At 73.2% G+C, this 19,919-nt stretch carries 18 protein-coding genes; 6 read left to right on the forward strand and 12 right to left on the reverse strand.

The genetic code is table 11. The annotated features are described in order from the left end of the window. The first annotated feature begins 265 nt into the window (after positions 1-265). The 4 genes from JL106_RS06850 to JL106_RS06865 are packed head-to-tail and all read left to right on the forward strand — an operon-like array spanning position 266 to position 4,351. A complete protein-coding gene (locus tag JL106_RS06850; RefSeq protein WP_205259931.1) occupies positions 266-1,648 on the forward strand; it encodes a UbiD family decarboxylase in 1,383 nt (460 codons plus the stop codon). Then, positions 1,645-2,448, forward strand: coding sequence for an IclR family transcriptional regulator (locus tag JL106_RS06855; RefSeq protein WP_205259932.1), 804 nt, complete (start codon positions 1,645-1,647; stop codon positions 2,446-2,448). The genes JL106_RS06850 and JL106_RS06855 overlap by 4 nt, the downstream gene beginning before the upstream one ends. Beyond that, a complete protein-coding gene (locus tag JL106_RS06860) occupies positions 2,445-3,737 on the forward strand; it encodes a M20 family metallo-hydrolase (protein WP_205259933.1) in 1,293 nt (430 codons plus the stop codon). Before JL106_RS06855 ends, JL106_RS06860 begins: the two co-directional genes overlap by 4 nt. Then, entirely contained in the window at positions 3,734-4,351 is a 618-nt protein-coding gene (locus JL106_RS06865) for a UbiX family flavin prenyltransferase (RefSeq protein WP_205259934.1), read from the forward strand. The genes JL106_RS06860 and JL106_RS06865 overlap by 4 nt, the downstream gene beginning before the upstream one ends. Positions 4,352-4,384: 33 nt before the next feature. Here JL106_RS06865 and JL106_RS06870 read toward each other — a convergent pair whose 3' ends face one another. From JL106_RS06870 to JL106_RS06890, 5 genes are all read right to left on the reverse strand, one after another. Further along, on the reverse strand, positions 4,385-4,573 hold the full coding sequence (locus tag JL106_RS06870; RefSeq protein ID WP_205259935.1) for a hypothetical protein: 189 nt from the start codon (positions 4,571-4,573) through the stop codon (positions 4,385-4,387). Positions 4,574-4,649: 76 nt separating this feature from the next. After that, the gene (locus tag JL106_RS06875) at positions 4,650-5,024 is read right to left on the reverse strand and encodes a hypothetical protein (protein ID WP_205259936.1); all 375 of its coding nucleotides are present in this window, start codon (positions 5,022-5,024) and stop codon (positions 4,650-4,652) included. Between the two features lie 128 nt (positions 5,025-5,152). Then, positions 5,153-6,601, reverse strand: a complete 1,449-nt coding sequence (locus JL106_RS06880; protein WP_407940114.1) for an aldehyde dehydrogenase family protein — start codon at positions 6,599-6,601, stop codon at positions 5,153-5,155. Between the two features lie 229 nt (positions 6,602-6,830). Next, entirely contained in the window at positions 6,831-7,745 is a 915-nt protein-coding gene (gene mmsB, locus JL106_RS06885; protein ID WP_205259938.1) for a 3-hydroxyisobutyrate dehydrogenase, read from the reverse strand. 99 nt (positions 7,746-7,844) lie between these two features. After that, positions 7,845-9,167, reverse strand: coding sequence for an MFS transporter (locus JL106_RS06890; protein WP_407940115.1), 1,323 nt, complete (start codon positions 9,165-9,167; stop codon positions 7,845-7,847). A 396-nt stretch (positions 9,168-9,563) separates the two neighbouring features. Between JL106_RS06890 and JL106_RS06895 the strand changes: the two genes are divergently transcribed. After that, positions 9,564-10,475: a LysR family transcriptional regulator gene (locus tag JL106_RS06895; protein ID WP_205259939.1), complete on the forward strand. Its 912-nt coding sequence runs from the start codon at positions 9,564-9,566 to the stop codon at positions 10,473-10,475. Positions 10,476-10,522: 47 nt separating this feature from the next. Here JL106_RS06895 and JL106_RS06900 read toward each other — a convergent pair whose 3' ends face one another. The 7 genes from JL106_RS06900 to JL106_RS06930 all read right to left on the reverse strand — a co-directional run bounded on the left by JL106_RS06900 (position 10,523) and on the right by JL106_RS06930 (position 19,228). Then, positions 10,523-11,593 (reverse strand): zinc-binding metallopeptidase family protein, encoded by a 1,071-nt coding sequence (locus JL106_RS06900; protein WP_205259940.1) that lies wholly within the window; start codon positions 11,591-11,593, stop codon positions 10,523-10,525. Positions 11,594-11,707: 114 nt separating this feature from the next. Beyond that, the gene (locus tag JL106_RS06905; RefSeq protein ID WP_328841617.1) at positions 11,708-12,670 is read right to left on the reverse strand and encodes a transglutaminase family protein; all 963 of its coding nucleotides are present in this window, start codon (positions 12,668-12,670) and stop codon (positions 11,708-11,710) included. Then, on the reverse strand, positions 12,667-15,546 hold the full coding sequence (locus JL106_RS06910) for a circularly permuted type 2 ATP-grasp protein (protein WP_205259942.1): 2,880 nt from the start codon (positions 15,544-15,546) through the stop codon (positions 12,667-12,669). The genes JL106_RS06905 and JL106_RS06910 overlap by 4 nt, the downstream gene beginning before the upstream one ends. Positions 15,547-15,676: 130 nt before the next feature. Continuing rightward, the gene (locus JL106_RS06915; RefSeq protein ID WP_205259943.1) at positions 15,677-15,970 is read right to left on the reverse strand and encodes a DUF389 domain-containing protein; all 294 of its coding nucleotides are present in this window, start codon (positions 15,968-15,970) and stop codon (positions 15,677-15,679) included. 207 nt (positions 15,971-16,177) lie between these two features. Further along, positions 16,178-17,986, reverse strand: coding sequence for an aspartate--tRNA ligase (aspS, locus tag JL106_RS06920; protein WP_205259944.1), 1,809 nt, complete (start codon positions 17,984-17,986; stop codon positions 16,178-16,180). Positions 17,987-18,123: 137 nt separating this feature from the next. Further along, positions 18,124-18,351, reverse strand: coding sequence for a YdeI/OmpD-associated family protein (locus tag JL106_RS06925; protein ID WP_205259945.1), 228 nt, complete (start codon positions 18,349-18,351; stop codon positions 18,124-18,126). Positions 18,352-18,463: 112 nt separating this feature from the next. Then, positions 18,464-19,228: a PIG-L deacetylase family protein gene (locus JL106_RS06930; RefSeq protein WP_205259946.1), complete on the reverse strand. Its 765-nt coding sequence runs from the start codon at positions 19,226-19,228 to the stop codon at positions 18,464-18,466. A gap of 204 nt (positions 19,229-19,432) precedes the next feature. Between JL106_RS06930 and JL106_RS06935 the strand changes: the two genes are divergently transcribed. Further along, complete coding sequence (locus JL106_RS06935) at positions 19,433-19,849, forward strand: pilus assembly protein TadG-related protein (RefSeq protein WP_205259947.1); 417 nt, start codon at positions 19,433-19,435, stop codon at positions 19,847-19,849. Positions 19,850-19,919: the final 70 nt, after the last annotated feature.

Below are 19,919 nucleotides of genomic sequence, written 5' to 3' on the forward strand. Positions count from 1 at the left end.
GCAAACACTGCCGCCGCTGTGCGTCCGCACGTCGACCGGGGGACCTGAACAGGCCCGCGGGGCGGCTGCACCGGGTCCGCTCGACCCCGCGGACCTGGTGCGACGTCGATCAGCACCGCACAATGACGGCGTTCCGGCCGCGGATCGAGAATGCGTCACCCCTCGCGCCGGCTCGGATCCCCTCGTTCGTCCGGTCGTCACCGTCGCCGCCGGAACCACCGTCCTGGCCCGCTGCCGGGACCATGTCCTCGCCCGGAGGTGCCCGTTGTCCAGTGAGCCGCCCTCGTTGCGGACCTTCCTGGCGGAGATGGCCGCGTGCGACCAGGTCGTCACCATCACCGACCCGGTGACGCCGGAATTCGAGATCGCCTCGTACCTGGTCCATCTGGATCCCGGTCCGGTGGTGCGGTTCGACCACGTCGAGCATCCGGGCGCCGTCGTGCAGGCCGTGGTGGGCAACGTGCTGGGCAGCCTGGACCGGGTCGCCGCGGCGATGGGCGTTCCCAGGGACCGGATCCAGACGGCGCTGTTGGAGGCCATCGCCGCACCCGGCGCACTGCACGAGGTCACCGACGCGCCCGTGCAGGAGCGCTCCGGCCCGCTGGACTGGGCGGACCTGCCGGTTCCCACCTTCTTCGAGCGCGAGCAGGGGCCTTACCTGACCGCCGGGGTCATCATCGCCCGCGACCCGATCACCGGACGCGGCAACGCCTCCTTCGCCCGCGTGCGGCCACTCCCGGACGGCCGGGCCCTGGTGGGGATCGCACCGAACCACCACCTCAACCAGATGGCCCGGCGCGCCCCGGACGGCCGCCTGCCGATCGCGGTGGTGCTGGGCGCGCACCCCGCCGTCCAGCTCGCCGCCTGCCTCTACCTCGGGCTGGGCCAGGACGAACTGACCTACGCATCGCCGTTGCTGGGTCAGCCGCTGCGCGTGACCCGGTGCAGCACGGTCGATCTGCTGGTCCCCGCGGACGCCGAGATCGTGCTGGAGGGCGTCCTGGACGTGACCGCGACGGTCGTGGAGGGCGAGGTCTCGGAGTACCACGGCATGTACGAGGACTACGGCCCGGCGGCCACCGCGGAGCTGTCCACCTGGACCTCCCGCGCCGACCCACTGCTGCAGGTGATCCTGCCGGGCTGGCACCGGGAGCACGCCTACCTGGGCGCGGTGCCGATCGCCGCCGGGCTGCGCGCCGCCGTGGCCCGGACGGTCCCCACCGTGGGCGAGATCGCCGTCACCGAGGCCGGTTCGGGTCGGCTCGCCGCCGCGGTGCAGGTGGCGGACCCGCGGCCCGGGCAGGCCAAGCAGGTCATGGCCGCCTGCTGGGGCACTCTGAGCATGCTGAAGCAGGTGACCGTGGTGGACACCGACATCGACGTGTGGGACCCGATCGCCGTGGAGTGGGCCCGGATCTCGCGGTGCCGGATCGACCGCGACCTGGTGCTGCTGCCCGACGCCCGTACCGACCGGTCCGAGCCGCTGGAGTCCGGCGGCACGGTCACCAAGGTCGGCTACGACGCGCTGGCCCGCCCCGGGGACCGGGTGGAGGGCTGGGAGCGGGCCCGGCCGCCGGCCCACGTGGTGGCCGAGGTCGGGCGGCGGCTGGCCCGCACGACCGCCGACCGGAACGGAGACCGACGATGACCACCCTCGGCCGGGGCCTGGACGTGCTCTCGCACATCGCCACCAACGGTCCGACCACCGCCGACGACATCGCCGCCGCCGTCGGGCTGCCGCTCAGCACCACCTACCGCTACATCACGGCGCTGCGGACCGGCGGGTACGTGGCCGACTACGAGGGCCACTTCGACCTCGGGGTGCAGGCGCTGCGGATGCTGCGGCCCGAGGCGCTGCACCGCTGCCTGGCGTCGATCTGCGGGCCGGTCATGTTCGACCTGGTCGCGGCGACCCAGGAGACCGCACTGCTCACCGTCCGGGACGGGTGGAGCGCCACCTGCATCGAGCTGGTGGAACCGCGCCGCGCCGTGAGGTTCTCGTTCCGGCGCGGGGTGTCGCTGTCGCTGCACAAGGGCGCGTCGGCCAAACCGCTGCTCGCGTTCCAGGACCCGGTGTTCATCCGCCGGTACCTGGACGCCCGGGTGAGCTGGATCGAGGACCAGGACCCGGAGGCGGTGTGGAACGACCTCACCGAGGTCCGGTCCCGCGGATTCGCGGTCACCGTGTCCGAACTCGACTCCGGCAGCGTCGGGGTCGGCGTCCCGGTGTTCTGGGACGGCGAGGTCGGCGCGTGCGTCAGCGTCGCCGGGCCGGCGGTCCGGATGGGAGAACGACGCATCCGGGAGATCGTCGGCCGGGTGCGCGACGCCGCGGTCGAGCTGGGCACCTTGCTGTCCGCCGAACCGGCGGGTTCCGGCCCGAACGGCACCCCCGACGCGGCAGCTCGCCGCGTCGGTCCGTCTCTGCTCTCGCAGGAAGTGGGATGAGCACCATGTCCGAGCAGTCCGGAACCGATCTCGACCAGTTCCGTCCGGTGCTCGACCGGCTCGGCGGTGCGCTCGAGGAGCTGGCCGGCTACGTCGACCCGGACCACGGCGGGTGGACTCGTCGCGTCCTGAGCGAGCCCTACACCGCCTCCCGGTCCTGGGTGCGGGACGCCATGCGGGACGCGGGCCTGACCGTCCACGTCGACGAGGCCGGCAACACCATCGGTGTGCTGCCGGGCCGGCGCGGGTCCGGGCCGGCCCTGGCCACCGGGTCGCACACCGACACGGTGGCCAACGGCGGGCGCTTCGACGGGGTGGCCGGGGTGGTCGGGGCACTCGAGGTGGTGCACCGGCTGCGGGAGACCGACACCCGCCTGGACTCCGACCTGATGGTCATCGACTTCCTCGGGGAGGAACCCAACGAGTTCGGCGTGAGCTGCATCGGGAGCCGAGCCATCGCCGGCACCGTCTCCCGGGACTACCTGGACCACGAGCGCGACGATGGGCTGAGCCTCGGCTCGGCGCTGCAGCAGCGGGGCATGGACCCGAGCACGGTGATGGACATGGCCTGGGCGCCCGGCCGGATCAGCGCCTTCGTCGAGCTGCACATCGAGCAGGGCCCGGTGCTGGAACGGGTCGGTACCCAGATCGGGGTGGTCACGGCGATCGCCGGCATCGAGCGGGTCATCGCCACCTTCCTGGGGCGGGCCGACCACGCCGGCACGGCGGCCATGGCCGATCGCAAGGACGCCCTGGTGGCGGCGGCCGAGGCGGTCCTGGCCGTCGAACAGATCGGCTGCGCGGGCGAGCAGGCCACCGGAGCGGCAGTGAGCACCGTCGGCCGGCTCGAGGTGGAGCCCGGTGCGCTCAACGTGGTGCCGTCCCTGGCCCGGTTGTGGACCGAGCTGCGCAGTCCGGACCCCGGCTGGCTGGGAACCGCGCGGCGCGACGTCGTGGAACAGTTCAAGCTGATCGCCGAGCACCGTCGGCTCGAGCTGGACCTGGACTGGCTCAACGACCAGGATCCGGTGCCCACCGCCCCGTCGATGCAGGACGTCATCGCCGTCACCGCCGACCACCTCGGGTACAGCTGGCGGGCCATGCCCAGCGGCGCCGGTCACGACAGCGCCCACATCGCCGCGATGGCGCCGACCGGGATGATCTTCGTGCCGTCGCGCGACGGGCGCAGCCACTGCCCCGAGGAGTGGACGGACCTGGCCGACCTCGGCCGCGGTGTGCACGCCCTGGCCGCGACCCTGGTCCGGCTCGACCGGCGGGGCTCGGCATGACCGGCACGCCCGCGCTCCCCCGCCTGATCGTGGGCATCTCGGGAGCCTCTGGTGCCGTGTACGGGATCCGCCTGCTGGAGGTGCTGCGCCGGTACGGGCTGGCCGAGAGTCACCTGCTGGTCAGCCGGTCCGGCCGCGCCACGATCACCATGGAGACGGACCGGACGGTGACGGAGGTCGCCGCGCTGGCCGACGTCCGATACGACAACGCCGACATGACGGCGGCCATCGCCAGCGGCTCGTTCCGGGTGGCGGGCATGGTGCTCGCGCCGTGCAGCATCAAGACGCTGTCCGGGATCGCCAACAGCTACGACGACACGCTGATGGTCCGCGCCGCGGACGTCTGTCTCAAGGAGCGGCGTCCGGTCGTCGCGCTGCTGCGGGAGACCCCGCTGCACCGCGGGCATCTGCGCATCATGAGCGAGGCGGCCGAGGCGGGAGTGATCATCATGCCGCCGGTGCCGGCGTTCTACACCCGTCCGCAGACGCTGGACGACATCATCGACCACACCGTCGCGCGGACGCTGGACCACTTCGGACTTGATCTGCCGGGCATCCCCCGCTGGGGTGAGCCGGCCCCTGATGCCGCACAGAACGGAGCAGCCCGGTCCTGACCGGACCGGGCTGCTCCACTGCGCGCAGGGTGATCAGACGGCGACGTGCCGTTTGCCGTGGTTCGTCACCCAGGTGTTCGCGTGGTCCTCGTCGCTCCTGCGGCTCGAGGCGCCACACGAGCACTCGCCCCAGAACTGACCTGCGTCCTGCTTCATCTGGGCCGAGTACTCGTGGCTGGTGTCGTTGGACGGGTTGTCACCTTTGAAGATCTTGTTGGTCACTGCGCCTCCTTGCGCTGGGGTACCGGCAGCCCGTTCGGCCACATGGTCACCCGACACCGCGGAGCCCGCATGTTGATCATGGAACGGCGGGTCGGCCCAGTTCGGTGAGCACCTCGGCCAGCCGGCTCAGCAGCAGCTCGACGTCACCGTCGCGGACGTTGAGGTCATCGCCCAGCATCCACCAGGCCTCGTCAGGATCCAGCCCGCTCACGATGCGTTCGCGAAGCTCGCCGTAGCGCTGTCGAGTGGCTCGGTCGTCGATGCGGTCCGGCACGAGGACCGCTTCGCGGATCGGTGATCGATGCTCTTCGGCGAACATCTCGCCGAACGAGATGATCGTCCGACCATCCGGCAGACGGTGCAACCAGGCGGGATGCCCGGCGATGTCCACGGGCTCGATCTCGATCGGCTCGAGGTCGGTGAAGGGGGTCGGATCCGGCGGCTGGCTCATGCCGGATCTGTGCCCGCACGGACCGGCCGCCAACCGGAACACACGCAGCACCGGTCGACGCCGGCCCGGCAATGCCGAACGGGCCGGTCCCCTCGTGAGGGACCGGCCCGTTCGAGCTGGACGCAGGATCAGACGTTGAGCTTGACGTTGATCTGCTTGGTCTGGGTGAACGCCTCGATGGCGCCCTCGATGGAGAACTCGCGGCCGATGCCGGACATCTTGTAGCCGCCGTAGGCCTGGCCGATGACCTGGCCGCCGCCCTGGTTGACCTGGACCCAGCCGGACTCGATCCGGTTCGCGGTGTCCAGCGCCGCGGTCAGGTCCTGCGACCAGACGTAGGCGGCCAGGCCGTAGGTGGAGTCGTTGGCCATGGCGATCACGTCGTCGCGATCGGTCCACGGGATGGCCACCAGCACCGGCCCGAAGATCTCCTCCTGGGCCACCCGCCAGTCGTTGCCCACCCCGGCCAGGATGGTCGGCCCCTGGTAGAAGCCGTCCAGGTCGTCGGCGGTGAAGTCCTCGCCGTCCAGCAGCACCCGCACGTTCGGCTGCGACTTGCCGTCCTTGATGTAGTTGACGACCTGGTCGTACTGCTTCTGGTTGATGATCGAGCCCATGTCGGTGGCCTCGTCCAGCGGGTCACCGACCTTGAGCGCGCGCACCTTCTCGGTCAGCTTCTCCAGGAACGCGTCGTAGACGTCCGCGTGCACGAACAGCCGCGAACCGGCCGTGCAGGACTGCCCCTGCCGGGTGAACCGCATCGCGGTGAGCACACCGGTGGCGGTCTCGTCGATCAGCTCGGACGTGCAGGCGTCCGGGAAGACGATGTTCGGGCTCTTGCCGCCCAGCTCCAGCGACACGTGGGCCAGCCGCTTGGCCGCCTTCTCCCCCACGCCGATGCCGACGCGGGTCGACCCGGTGAACGACACCTTGTGCACGCCCGGGTGCGTCACCAGCGCCTCGCCGATGACGTGACCGCGGCCGGTGACCACGTTCAGCACGCCCGGCGGCAGGAACTCGTTGCAGATCTCGGCCAGCAGCAGGATGGTCAGCGGCGCGTCCTCGGCCGTCTTGAGTACCAGGGTGTTGCCCGCGGCCAGCGCGGCCGGGGTCTTCATGCCCGCGATCATCAGCGGCGAGTTCCACGGCAGGATGCCGGCCACCACGCCCAGCGGCTCGCGCCGGGTGTACTGCAGCTGGTCGTCGCCGGCCGGCAGCACGGTGCCCTTGAACTCGCCGGCCACGCCACCGAAGTAGCGGAACAGGTTGACCAGGGTGTTCGCCTCCGGCCGGGCCTGGGTGCGCAGCGCGTTGCCGGTGTCGGCGGCGGTGAGCACGGCCAGGTCCTCGACCCGCGCCTCGAGCGCGTCGGCGATCTTCAGCAGCGCCTTCTGCCGCTGCGAGAAGTGCAGCTTGGCCCAGGCCGGGAACGCGGCCTGCGCGGCCTGCACCGCCCGGTCGGCGTCGGCCTCGGTGCCCTCGGGCACCCGGGCCAGGACGACGCCGCGCCGACCGGGCGAGACCACGTCGGCCCACTCGCCGCTCAGCGAGGGGACCCACTCGCCGCCGATCAGCATCGGGCGGTCGGGCACGGGCGCGGCCCCGGTCGGGTCGATGGCGGCCGGACTGCTGGCTGTGGAGCCGGAGGTCGCGGTCGGGGTGCTGGTCATGCTCGTCTCCTCGTGCTGGGGGCCGGTGGCACACCGTTCCGTGGGATTCCCGTCCCCGGCCCGTGGTTCCGGTCCGCACATCGGCGTGCGGCCGGTCCGATCAGATCGTTCGCGTCAGGAAATGATCTCGCGCTGCTCAGGCAGTCTTCCAGCCGGCCAGCTCGCCGTCCGGGTTCGCGTACCTGGTCACGATGGTGCAGTCCAGGTCGCCGAGCCCGTCGGCGACCGCCCGGCCGAGCAGCTCGGCGGCGACCCCGGCCCCGCGCAGCGGCACCCCGGTGGTCTCGCCGGCGGCCAGCGCCAGGTTGATGTCCTTGTTCGCCAGCGCGGCCGAGAACCCGGCGGCGAAACCGTTGTTGGCCGCGGCCGTCGGCACCACGCCCGGCACCGGGTACCAGGTCCGGGCCGCCCACGAGTCGCCGCTGGACGCGGTGACGATGCGCTGGAACACCTGGTGGTCGAGGCCGAGCCGGTCGGCCAGCTGGGAGCCCTCGGCCAGGCCGACCAGGTTCACCAGGCACATCATGTTGTTGACGATCTTGGCCGCCTGCCCGGTGGTCGGGCCGCCGGTGGGCACCACGGCCCCGGCCATCGGCTCGAGCAGCGGCACCACCCCGGCCACCACGTCGGCGTCGCCGCCGACCATGAACGACAGCGTGCCGGCGGCCGCGCCGCTGATGCCGCCGGAGACCGGCGCGTCCACGAACCCGAACCCGGCCTCGGCGGCCAGCTGGTGCAGCTGCCCCGCGGTGGCCACGTCGATGGTCGAGGAATCGACCAGCACCGCGCCGGCCGGCGCGTTGGCCAGCACCCCGTCCGGCCCGGTGAACACCGAGAGCACGTGCTCACCCTTGGGCAGCATGGTGACGACCAGGTCGGCCCCGGCCACGGCCTCGGCCACCGACCCGGCCGGCTCGACACCGTGCCGGGCCGCCGCGGCGACCGCGTCCGGGGAGACGTCGAAGCCCTGCACCCGGTGCCCGGCCGCGAGCAGGTGCGTGGTCATCGGGCGACCCATGTTGCCGAGCCCGATCCAGCCGATCACTGCCATGAACTGAAGACTCCTCGTGAGGTGGAACCAGTGAGCAACGGCCGGCCGGGACGGATGGTGTCGTCCCGGCCGGCCGTGTGGTGCTGCGGAACCGGAGCGTCAGACGCGGGCCGCGCGTTCCTCGGCGAGCCGGCGGCGGTCCTCGGCGTCGATCGACTCGAGGTCGATGCCCTTGGTCTCGCGCAGGCTGACCACGGCGACCAGGGTGATGACGCAGGTGATCGCGATGTAGACGCTGATCGGCACGGACGAGCCGGTCTCGTTCAGCAGCCAGGTGGCGATGATCGGGGCCAGCGATCCGGCGACGATCGAGGTGACCTGGTACCCCAGGGAGACACCGGAGTAGCGCATCCGGGTCGGGAACATCTCGGACATGATCGCCGGCTGGCTGGCGTACATCAGACCCTGGATGAGCAGGCCGAGGATGACCGCCATCAGGACCAGGAAGTCGTTGCCGGTGTCGAACAGCGGGAAGGCGACGAAGCCCCAGCCGATGCCGAGGGCGGCACCGAGCGCGTAGACCGGCTTGCGGCCGACCCGGTCGCTGGCCCGGCCGATGAGCGGGATGGCGATGGCGTGCACGACGTGCGCGATCAGCATCAGGTACAGGATCGTCGAGGTGCTCGTCTCCACGTGCTCACGCAGGTAGGTGATCGAGAAGGTGACGACCATGTAGTAGAGGACGTTCTCGCCGAACCGCAGGCCCATGGCGGTGAAGACGCCACGCGGGTAGCGCTTGAACACCTCCTTCACGCCGTACGCCTCGGACTTGTCCTGCTCCAGCTCCTGCTGCATCTCCTGGAAGATGGGCGCGTCGCTGATCTTGGTGCGGATGTAGTAGCCGACGCCCACGATGACCGCGGACAGCCAGAAGCCGATGCGCCAGCCCCAGCCGAGGAAGTCGGCGTCGGAGAGCGTGGACGACAGGATCAGCAGCACGACGGTGGCCAGCAGGTTGCCCAGCGGCACCGCGGCCTGCGGGAAGCTGGCCCAGAAGCCGCGCGACTTGCTCGGCGAGTGCTCGGCCACCAGCAGGACGGCGCCGCCCCACTCGCCACCGACCGCGAAGCCCTGCAGGAAGCGCAGGATGACCAGCAGTGCGGGCGCCCAGTACCCGACCTGGTTGAAGGTGGGCAGGCAGCCCATCAGGAAGGTGGTGACGCCGACCAGGATGATCGCGACCTGCAGCAGGTGCTTGCGCCCGTACTTGTCGCCGAAGTGACCGAAGACGATGCCACCGATGGGCCGCGCCACGAAGCCCACCGCGTAGGTGACGAACGCCTTGATGATGCCGTCCAGCGGGTTCCCCGTGTTGACGAAGAAGATCTGCCCGAACACCAGCGTCGCGGCGGTGGCGTACAGGAAGAACTCGTACCACTCGACGACCGTGCCGGCCATGGAGGCCGCAACGACGCGGCGCAGTCCCTTGTTGTCGGTGGGGTGCGGGGCGGAGGCCGCGGGTGCGGCACTGCCGCCGACCGGAGCGCTCCCCGCGCTCTGCGGAACATCTCTGTTCTGGGTCACCGGTGTCCTTCTGGTGCGTCGTTGCGGTGTCGTCAGCACTGGGTCAGTGCTGGAGGGGGCCCGACCCGCCGGTGTGGCGTGGGTCGCACCGCGACAGTGAACTCTGCAGGAACGCGCCATTCAAGTCGCGGAATCGCAGCCCCGGTGTGCAATCGTGCAGATGTGACCAGTGTCGATCACCCGAACGATCCCGTCCGTCGTCCGGATCCGGGAACCGTGGGTGGCGGTCCGGACGTTGCGCCGACCGACGGCGCCGCGACGCCCTCGCCGCCCGTCCCGGTTCCCCCTCATCCGGTGCCCCACCCGTCACCGGACGACCTGCTCGTGTTCCTGGCGGTGGCCCGGTCCGGCCGGCTGACCACGGCGGCGACCCAGCTGGGCATCAACCACACCACCGTGGCCCGCCGGCTGACCGCGCTGGAACGCGACATGCGGATGGGCAAGCTACTGGTGCGGTCGTCGTCCGGGTGGCAGCCCAGCGAGGTCGGCCGGCGACTCGTCGCGCACGCCGAGGCGATCGAGGCGGCCGTGCACCTGGCCACCGGCATCCGCGGCGAGTACCCGGCGCTGACCGGGGTGGTCCGGATGATCAGCCCGGACGCCTTCGGCGGCCTGGTCGTCGGCGGGGCCATGGCCCGGTTGCGCCGCCGCCACCCCGGCATCCAGGTGGAGATGATCAACGTCGCCCGCCGGGCCCAACAGCACCGGGTGGGCCTCGACCTGGAGGTGGTGGTCGGCCGGCCGGCCGCCCACCGGGCCGAGGCCATCCACCTGTCCGACTACCACCTGGGCGTCTACGCGTCCCGCGCCTACCTGGCCGAGACGGGCGGGATCCCATCCGCGCTGGCCGATCTCGACGGCGCCCCCCTGGTCTACTACGTCACCTCGCTGCTGGAGGTGGATCTGCTGGACCGGCCCCGGCAGGCCATGCCGGCCGTGCGCAGCGCCATCGGCGCGACCAACGTGTTCGTGCACGTGGAGGCGACCCGGGCCGGCGCCGGCGTCGGGGTGCTCCCCTGCTACGTCGCCGATCGCCATGACGACCTGGTCCGGCTGCTGCCCGACGAGCTCGATTTCACCGCCGACTACTGGCTGGTCGCCGCGCCCGAGGTGCTGCGCCGCCCGGTGGTGCGGGAGCTGGTCGACGCCCTGGTCGCCCAGGCCCGCACCATGCGGCTCGACCAGCGGGCCGGGTCTCCGTCATGACGGAGTGACCCGGCACCGGACGATCAGGCGGGCGATCAGGCGGGCGATCAGGCGGCCGCGACCAGGCGGTGGATCAGCCGCATCTTCTCCAGCACCCTGGGCGGCAGCACGAACGGATACAGGTCCGCGTGCCCCATCGACCGGTTGATCATGTTCAGCGACCAGGCCAGCGGCAGCCACAGGTCGATGATGCGGTCGAAGCCGGCGTCCCCGGCCAGCGGCCGATCGGCGGTGGCACCGGCCGGGGCGAAGCCGAAGGCGGCCGCGGTGTCGAGGGTGTCGCGGATGTGCAGGTAGTGCGCGAAGGTCTCGGCCCAGTCCTCGGCCGGGTGCATGGTGGCGTACGAGGACACGTGGTCGGACTCCCAGCCAGCCGGCGGACCCTGGCTGTAGTGCCGGTCCAGCGCGGCCTGGTAGTCGGCGTCGGCGTCGCCGAACAGCCGCGCGAACTCCTGCCGGGCCGGGCCGGTCTCGGCCAGCACGAAGAAGTAGTAGTGCCCGGTCTCGTGCCGGAAGTGCCCCAGCAGCGTGCGGTACGGCTCGTCCATCGACACCCGCAGCTGCTCACGGTGCACGTCGTCGCCCTCGGCCAGGTCCAGGGTGATCACCCCGTCGGCGTGCCCGGTGATCACGTGCTCCTGCGAGGAGGACAGCAGGTCGAAGGCCAGGCCACGCTCGGGGTCGGCCACCCGGTCGGTGATCGGCAGGCCCAGCTCGACCAGCTCCAGCACCAGCCGGCGCTTGGCCGCCTCGGCGTCGGCGAACTGCGGCAACAGCGGATCCCCGTCGGCCGGGCGGGTCCGGGTGAGCGAACAGGACCGGCACAGTGCGGGATCTCCGGCCTCGTTCTCCAGGACCGGGACCAGCCAGTTGCACCGGGCGATGAGTTGGTTGGCGCACCGCTGCAGCACCGGGCCGGCGCTCCTGGAGTCGTCCAGCCGCAGCGGTTCCGGGCTACCGGGCGCCCGATCACCGGCTCCGGCCGTGGTGCCGTCCGCGTCCAGGATCTTGAACTCGCGCGACAACAGGTCGAACCCGATCTCGTTGTCGCAGCCGAGACAGTGGGAGTTCTCGAAGGCCAACTGCTGACCGTCGTTCGGGCAGGCGAAATCACGCATGGATGGCGGTCCTCGGGTGGCGCGGGGCGGGCTCCGGACCCGGCTCGCCGGGCCCACCGGACGGGCGCCACAGCCTAGCCCGATCGTGCCCCGGCCCGACCGCGCCGGCCGGGGTCAGACCTCGAGCTCCTCGGGCACCGGGACCGGCGCCACGTCGACCGACACGGTCAGCTCAGAGGACCGCGCCTCGGTGAAGATGACCCCTCGCAACGGCGTCACGTCGGCGTAGTCCCGGCCCCAGGCGACGGTGGCGTAGCGCTCGTCGACCAGCCCGCCGTTGGTGGGGTCGAAGGCCAACCAGGCGGTGCCCTGCTCCGGGGCTGAGCCCGGCGCCGCGTCCGGGCTCGTTCCCGGCGCCGCGACGGCGGCCCAGGCGTGACTGGCATCCACGCCGACCATGCGCTCCCGGCCCGGCGGCGGGTCCGTGGCCAGGTAGCCCGACACGTACCGGCCGGCCAGGCCGACCGAACGCAGGCAGGCCACCGCGAGGTGGGCGAAGTCCTGGCACACGCCGGCCCTGGCCTGCAGCACCTCGGCCACCGTGCTGCGCACCGTGGTGGCGCCCGACCGGTACGCGAACTCCCGGTGGATGCGGGTGGTCAGGTCCAGCACGGCCTCGGCCAGCGGACGGCCGGGCCGGAACGACGCCGCCGCGAAGTCCCGGACCGCATCGTCGGCCGGACCGTCCAGCGTCACCATCGGCGACGGCAGGCTGAACTCGACGGCCAGTGGATCGACCACGCCGCCGTCCGGCCAGCTCCCGGCCGGACGCGCCGACTCCCAGGCCCGCGCCGCACCCGGCGGGAGCGGCGGCGGCTGGACCACGACCAGCGACCGCCCGGTCACCTCCAGGCGGCGGTGCGCCTGGGTGACCGAGAAGTACAACCCGGTGTTGCCGTAGACGTCGACCGGGTCCGAGCGGTCGGCCGGCACCGGATCGACGGTGACCTGGTGCCGCAGGCAGCGTTGCCCCGGCAGGTCCCGGGGCCGCAGCACGCCCCGGCCGAAGGACACCGACACGTCGTCGGAGTAGTCGTACCGGGTGCGGTGCACGATCTCGTAGGCGCGGGTGATCACCGGGCCGTCCCCGCCGCCGGGCCCAGCACGTCGATCGACCGCATCGGCCGCTGCCGCCAGAACCATTGCGCGGCAACAGCATCGGCGGCCGTTCGCAGACTCCGGTGGGTGGCGTCGAGCAGCTCGCCCAGCGCGGCGCGGGTGCCGTCCGGGCCGACGGCGTCCAGGTCGGCCGGGCGGCTGCGGCGCAGCGTCGCCTGCACCTCCTCCAGCAGCCGGGAGGGGCGCGAGGTCGATGCCGAGCCGGGCAGCTCCCGCAGGTCGATGAGCGCCTGACCGATCTGGAACACCAGCGATCGCGGATTGCCCGGGTCGAGCAGCAGCATCTGCACCACGGTGCCGACCCGGACGTGCCCGCGGTACCGGCGGCGGTGGGTGACCACGGACTCGGCCGCGGTGAGCACCGACTCGGCCAGCGCTGCGGTCGCCGCCGGGGACCGGCCGGTCACCAGCGTCGCGCCCAGCAGCGCGGTCAGCTGCAGGCTGCGTTCCAGCCGTCGCCCGAGGTCCAGGAACCACCACCCGGGATCGCGGACCATGTTCTCGGCGGCCAGGCCGGTCAGGGCCAGCATCGCGACGAGCACCTGCTCCCCCGTCGAGCGCAGCACGCCCGCCGCGTCCCGGTCGGCGGCGGCGGGGCCGGCCAGCGCGGCCAGCGCCCGGTCGGCGCCGCCCAGCACGGCCCAGGTGTCGCCCGAGAGTTGGTCACGCACGGCCCGGGCGGCGCTGCGCAGGCCCGCCAGCGAGTGCGCGACCGTCCCGTCGCGCGTCCCGTCCAGCAGCAGCGTGCGGAACCACGGGTCCGGATCGGCCCCGGCCGCCGGGGCCGGCAGCCCGGTGATGCCGGCCAGCGCGGACGCCAGCACCGACAGCACCCCGCCGGTCGGGTCGGCCGGGTCGGCGGCGCCGGTCTCGCCGGCCACGTCCCGGATCTCCTGGGCCCGGTCGGCAGTGGCGGTGAGCAGCCGGACGAGGTCCTCGGTGCGCTCGGCGTACCGGCCCAGCCAGAACAGGTCCTCAAGCACCCGGGGCGGTGCCAGCGCCTCCGGGCGCAGCGGTTCGACCAGCGGCGGCTCGTCCCGCCCCGACGGCGACAGCCGCTCGGCCCACCGCTCGGTCAGGTGGGGGCGGTGGTCGGTGCGGGCGCTGCGCACCCAGACGTCCTTGGCCACCCCGGTGGCGGACCGCACCGACTCCAGCGCCTCGACCAGCCCGCCGAGCACGGTGGTGGGCCCGGTGACCGGACCGGACGGAGTGCCCGCCGGAGTGGCCGCCGGAGCACCGCCGGTCACCCGCGCGCGGGTCGGCACGGCCGGCGGTGCGTGCAGCAGCGCACTGCCCAGACCGCCGGGCATGGTCGTGTAGCTGTCGTCGGCCGTGCCGGAGGCCACCGAGAAGAAGCGGAGCCCGATCGCCGCGGCGGCCAGGGTCGCCGTCGCGCCGCTGTCCGGCACCACGATCGGTGCCTCGGACGGCGGCACCCGCAGCTGGCCCACCCACCGCCGCGGCTCGGCCCGCAGCCGCCGCACCAACCGTTCCCGATCGGTGCGGGACAGCGCGTCCGGGGCGATGCTGCGGCCCCGGCCCACCGGACGGAGCAGCATCGTGTCCAGGTGCGCCACGACATGGTCCAGCGCCGTCGGCTCGCCGCACCAGAACGTCGGCACCGACGGCAGGCTCAGCGGTTCGTCGAGCAGGGCCTCGGCCAGCCGGGGCAGGAACGGCAGCAGACCCGGGTTCTCCAGCACCCCGCTGCCCAGCGTGTTGACCACGGTGACCGCGCCACGCCGGCACGCCTCGGTCAGCCCGACCACCCCGAGCTGCGAGTCGGGACGCAGCTCGAGCGGGTCGGAGAAGCCCGCGTCCACCCGGCGGACGACCACGTCCACCGGTTCCAGCCGGCCCATCGAGCGCATCCACAGCCGCCCGCCGCGGACCAACAGATCGGCGCTCTCCACCAGCGGCACGCCCAGCTCGGAAGCCAGGAACGCCTGGTCGAACGCCGTCTCGGAGTGCGTGCCCGGACTGAGCACCACGATCCGCGGGTCCTCCACCGAGGTGGGGGCCACCGCGGTCAGCGCCAGGCGCACCGTGGAGAACCAGGACGACAGCCCCCGCGGGGCGTCCTGGCGGACCAGATCCGGCAACGCCCGGTCGAGCACCCGCCGGCCGGCCATCGCGTAGCCCGACCCGGACGGTGCCTGGGTGCGGTCGCCCAGCACCTGGAACGAGCCGTCGGGGGCGCGGCACACGTCGGCCGCGCAGAACACCAGCTGGTGTGGGCCGGGGACGGTGATGCCGTGAGCCGCGCGTACGTACCCGTCGTGCCCGAACACCAGCTCCGGCGGCAGCAGCCCATCGGCCAGCACCCGCCGCCGCCCGTACAGGTCGGCCAGCAGCGCGTTCAGCACCCGGGCCCGCTGGGCCAGGCCCGGCTGCAGCACCGCCCAGTCGGCCGCGTCCAGCACCAGGGGCAGCGGGTCGAGCCGCCACCGGGCCGGCTGGGACGCCCGCTGCCGTCCGGCCGCGACGTCGCCCGCGGCGTCGGGGCTGCCAGGATCGTCCAGGCCGCGCCGGCTCAGCGGCGGCAACGGCGTGTAGGTGACGCCGTCGTCCTCCAGCAGCCGCTCGACCACCTCGGCCGCCTGCCGCAGGCCCGCGGGGCCGAGCCGGTCGGCCGCCTCGGCCACCCGGCTCCAGCCGGGTGCCGGCGTCGGGTCACCGCCGGAGCCGACCGCCGGGGCGCCCGGCTGTCCGCTCAGTTCGTCGAACCCACCCCCGGCCGGCGCGTCCAGCGCCGCGGTCCGGGTCAGGTAGGCCTGCACGACGGACGGCCCCGGGGTCGCCGCACCGGCCGTCGTGGTCCAGGTCGTCAAGCGCCCTCCCGGAACCGCACTCGGGACTCCACCGACACCGCCATGACCGCATTGTCGCGCACCGCGGCCGCGCCCCCGTGCACGGATGGTGACCTTCCGCAGCCGGTCGGACGCGCAGCGTCGCCGGCGATCAGTCCGCCGCCGTCTGCCGGCGGCGTCGTCGCAGGATGCGACGGTTGGCCGCGTCCCGGACCAGCAGCGTGCCGGTGGCCGCCGTCACGATCCCGCCCAGGTTGATGACCAGCTGCAGCAGCGACCCGCGGACCTGGTCCCACTCGTCGAGCATCGTGCCGACCGCCACCCATCCGGCCGCGGGCACCGTGGTCACCGAGATGGACACCCCGACCAGCGCGGTCGACTGGCGACCGAGCAACGACAGCACCCCGGCCGTCCCGGCCAGCACCGCCACCACGAACGACAGCACGTCGGGCGGCAGCAGCCGGCGCGGGATCCCACCCAGGCGGCGGCCGCAGTGGCCAGCATGGCGACCGCGAAGCCCACGACCAGGGTGACCAGCCCCCGACGGATGAGCCCGGGCCGGTGCCGGGCCAGGCCGACCGCGCAGCACGTCCGGCACCGAGGCGGTCAGTGCCGCCGGGACGAGCACCCGGACGTGGAGCATCCCGGTGGGTCAGGTGGTCGGCGGTGCGGCGGGCTTCTGCGGCTGTACGGCGGGCTGGACATCGACGCCGGCCTCACGGCGCTGCGCCGGGGTGATCGGTGCCGGCGCCGCGGTCAGCGGGTCGTACCCGCCGCCGGACTTGGGGAACGCGATGACCTCGCGGATGGAGTCCGCCCCGGCCAGCAGCATGACGATGCGGTCCCAGCCGAAGGCGATGCCCCCGTGCGGCGGCGCACCGAAGGAGAACGCGTCGAGCAGGAAGCCGAACTTCTCGCGGGCCTCGGCCTCGCTCAGCCCCATCACCGCGAACACCCGTTCCTGGATGTCCTGGCGGTGGATGCGGATGGAGCCGCCACCGATCTCGTTGCCGTTGCAGACGATGTCGTAGGCGTAGGCCAGTGCGCTGCCCGGGTCGCTGTCGAAGGTGTCCAGGTGCTCGGGCTTGGGCGAGGTGAACGCATGGTGCACGGCAGTCCACTGCGCGGAGGCCACGACTGCAACATCAGTGGTCTCACCGGCCGGCTCGAACAGCGGCGCGTCCACCACCCAGCAGAACGCCCAGGCCGACTCGTCGATCAGCCCGTCCCGACGGCCGATCTCGTTGCGGACCGCGCCCAGCAGCTCCTGGGTGGCCCGGCGCGTACCGGCCCCGAAGAAGATGGCGTCACCCGGCTGGGCGCCGACCGCGGCGGCCAGCCCGGTCCGCTCGTCCTCGGTGATGTTCTTGGCCACCGGCCCGGCCAGGGTCCCGTCCGGCTGGATGGTGACGTACGCCAGGCCCGGGGCACCGCGCTGCTTGGCCCACTCCTGCCAGGCGTCGAACCCGCGTCGCGGGGTGGCCGCGCCGCCACGCTGCACCACGGCGCCGACGTACGGCTTGCCGGCGAAGACCCGGAACGGGGTGGCGGCGAAGTACTCGGTGAGCTCGGTCAGCTCCAGGTCCAGCCGCAGGTCCGGCTTGTCCGAGCCGTAGCGGTCCATCGCCTCGCGGTAGGTGATCCGCGGCAGCGGCAGGGTGATGTCGTGGCCGATCAGCCGCCACAGCGACGAGACGATGGCCTCGGCCAGCTCGATGACGTCGTCCTGGTCCACGAACGACATCTCGATGTCGAGCTGGGTGAACTCGGGCTGCCGGTCGGCGCGGAAGTCCTCGTCCCGGTAGCACCGGGCGATCTGGTAGTAGCGCTCCATGCCGGCCACCATGAGCAGCTGCTTGAACAGCTGCGGCGACTGCGGCAGGGCGTACCAGCTGCCCGGGCGCAACCGGGCCGGCACCAGGAAGTCCCGGGCACCCTCCGGCGTCGACCGGGTCAGCGTCGGGGTCTCGATCTCGACGAAGTCGCGGTCGTCCAGCACCGCCCGGGCCGCCCGGTTCACCGAGCTGCGCAGGCGCAGAGCCCCGGCCGGCTCGGCCCGGCGCAGGTCCAGGTAGCGGTACTTGAGCCGGGTCTCCTCGCCGACGCTGCCACCCTTGTCGGCGTCGTCGATCTGGAACGGCAGCGGCGCCGCCTCACCGAGCACGGTGAACGAGGTGGCCGTGACCTCGATCTCGCCCGTGGGCAGCTCGGGGTTGGCGTTGCCCTCCGGCCGGACGTCCACCGTCCCGACCACCTGGAGGCAGTACTCGGCGCGCAGCCGATGGGCCTGCTCGGCGAGCTCGCCCTCCCGGAAGACGACCTGGACCACGCCGCTGGCGTCGCGCAGGTCGATGAAGATCACCCCACCGTGATCTCGTCGGCGAGCCACCCAGCCGGCCAGCACCACGGTGCTGTCGGCGTCGGAGGCACGCAGGGAACCGGCACGGCGATCACGGAGCACAGCAGCGACGTCCAATCGGCGAGACGAGCCTGGTCAGCAGCGGCACGAGCCGCCCGGCGATCCTAGTCGCCGGGTGGAACCGCCGAACACGCCCGCGACCGGACCCCGCGCCCCGGGTCGCCCCGGGTCGGATCCTGTCACTCGGCGGGCAGGCTCGTCGCCGACGGCCGCCGGTGGTGACGCTGCACGTGGGCGCCGATCTCGGCGAGCCGCTCCGTCCGGGTCGCGGCCTGGCCGGTGGCCCAGTCCACGAAGGTGCGCTGGTCGTCCGGCCGCAACGCCTCGAACGCGGCCAGCGCGGCCGGGTCCCGGCGCAGCGCCTCGGCCATGTCCTCGGGAACGGCGACGCCCTTGTCGGTGATCATGCGGTGGACCTCCCGGAGTGGTGCGCGGCAGTCGGCACGGCCGAGTGTCCTCGCGTCCACCGCCGGCTGCCACCGGCCGCCGGTCCGCCCGGCGGGAACCCCCGCCGACCGTTCAGCGGGCCCAGCCGCGGGCCCGCTCGATCTCACCGGCGTCGGCCGCGGTCGGCGCGCGGAAGAACTCCTCCCGGTTGAACGCGCGGTAGGTCGGCAACCCGACCGCGGCGATGAACGGCTCGACCTGGCTGGCCTGCGCGCGCAGCGCCGCGATCTTGCGGTCGAGCAGCTCGTCGTCGCAGGTGAACCACACGGCCAGGTCAGCCTCGTCGACCCGCTCCGGTTCCAACCCGTCGACCATCATCACGCCGGCCGGCGCCGTCCCGCCGAACACCTCCTGGGTCCACCGGCGCGTCTTGGTGCCGTGCAGCAGCCGCGGCGGATCTGCCAGCGTCGAGAGCGCCAGGGTCGTCCAGCGGCAGACCGCGACGTGGTCCGGGTGGCCGGTGCCGCCGTCCGGCCCGAAGGTCAGCACGGTGTCCGGCCGGACCTCGCGCACCACCGCGGCGATCCGGTCGGCCGCCTCGGCGTCGTCGACCCCGGCGCACCCACCGTCCGGGTAGTCGAACCAGCGGTGGTCGGTGACCCCGAGGATGGCCAGGCAGGCGGCCAGCTCGGTCGTCCGGACCGCCGCCCGGTCGGCCGGGGGCCGCGGGTCGTCGACACCGAACCCGGCCTCGCCCCGGGTGGCGGTGATGCAGGTGACCCGGCGCCCGGCGTCGACCGCCCGGGCCAGCAGCCCGGCCGCCAGGTAGGCCTCGTCGTCCGGATGGGCGAACACCCCGAGCACGTCGCCCAGGTCCCCGGTCAGGTCAGGCGCCACCGTCGTCCTCCTCGCCGCCCGGCACCGGACCGGGACGCACCCGCCCACGGTGGCAGAGGCGTCGTCCCGGCCCGGGACCCGGGGCCCCGACCGGGTGAGCGCTCCACGCACCGACCGGCGGCCGCCACCCGTCGGCGGCGAGGGCGTCCCCATCGGCGGGAACCGGCTCGACCCGGCCGGCCGGCGCTCCTAGCGTTCGTCCACGTGTCCCGAACCCGTGCCGCACGCGACCGCGGCTCGGTCACCCCGCTGATCATCGGCATGGCCGCCTGCCTGCTGCTGCTGTCGGTCGGGGTGACCGCGGCCGGATCGGCGTTCCTGGCCGGCCAGCGACTGCAACGGCTCTGCGACGGTGCCGCCGCGGCCGCCGCAGGCGCGGTCGACCGGCTGGTCTACGCCGATGGTGGGGTGCGGGCGGACCTGCCCATCGGCCCGGCCGCCGTCACCGCCGCCCGCGACCACCTGGCCGTCCGGGGTCCGGACGTCGCCGTGTCGATCACCGCGGTCGCCGGGGCGGTCACCGCCACCTGCAGCAACCAGGCGCCCATCGCGTTCGGCGCACTGTTCGGGGCGTCCACGCTGGACCGCACGGTCACCGCGTCGGCCCGCCCCGCCGTGTGACAGGCGTGTCCGGACGCACAGCGCTCCCCCGGCCGGGGCATCGACGTCGGCGCGGGTGTCCGGCTACACT

The sequence above is a fragment of the Nakamurella leprariae genome (assembly GCF_016918035.1).
In the GTDB taxonomy this organism is placed as follows: domain Bacteria; phylum Actinomycetota; class Actinomycetes; order Mycobacteriales; family Nakamurellaceae; genus Nakamurella; species Nakamurella leprariae.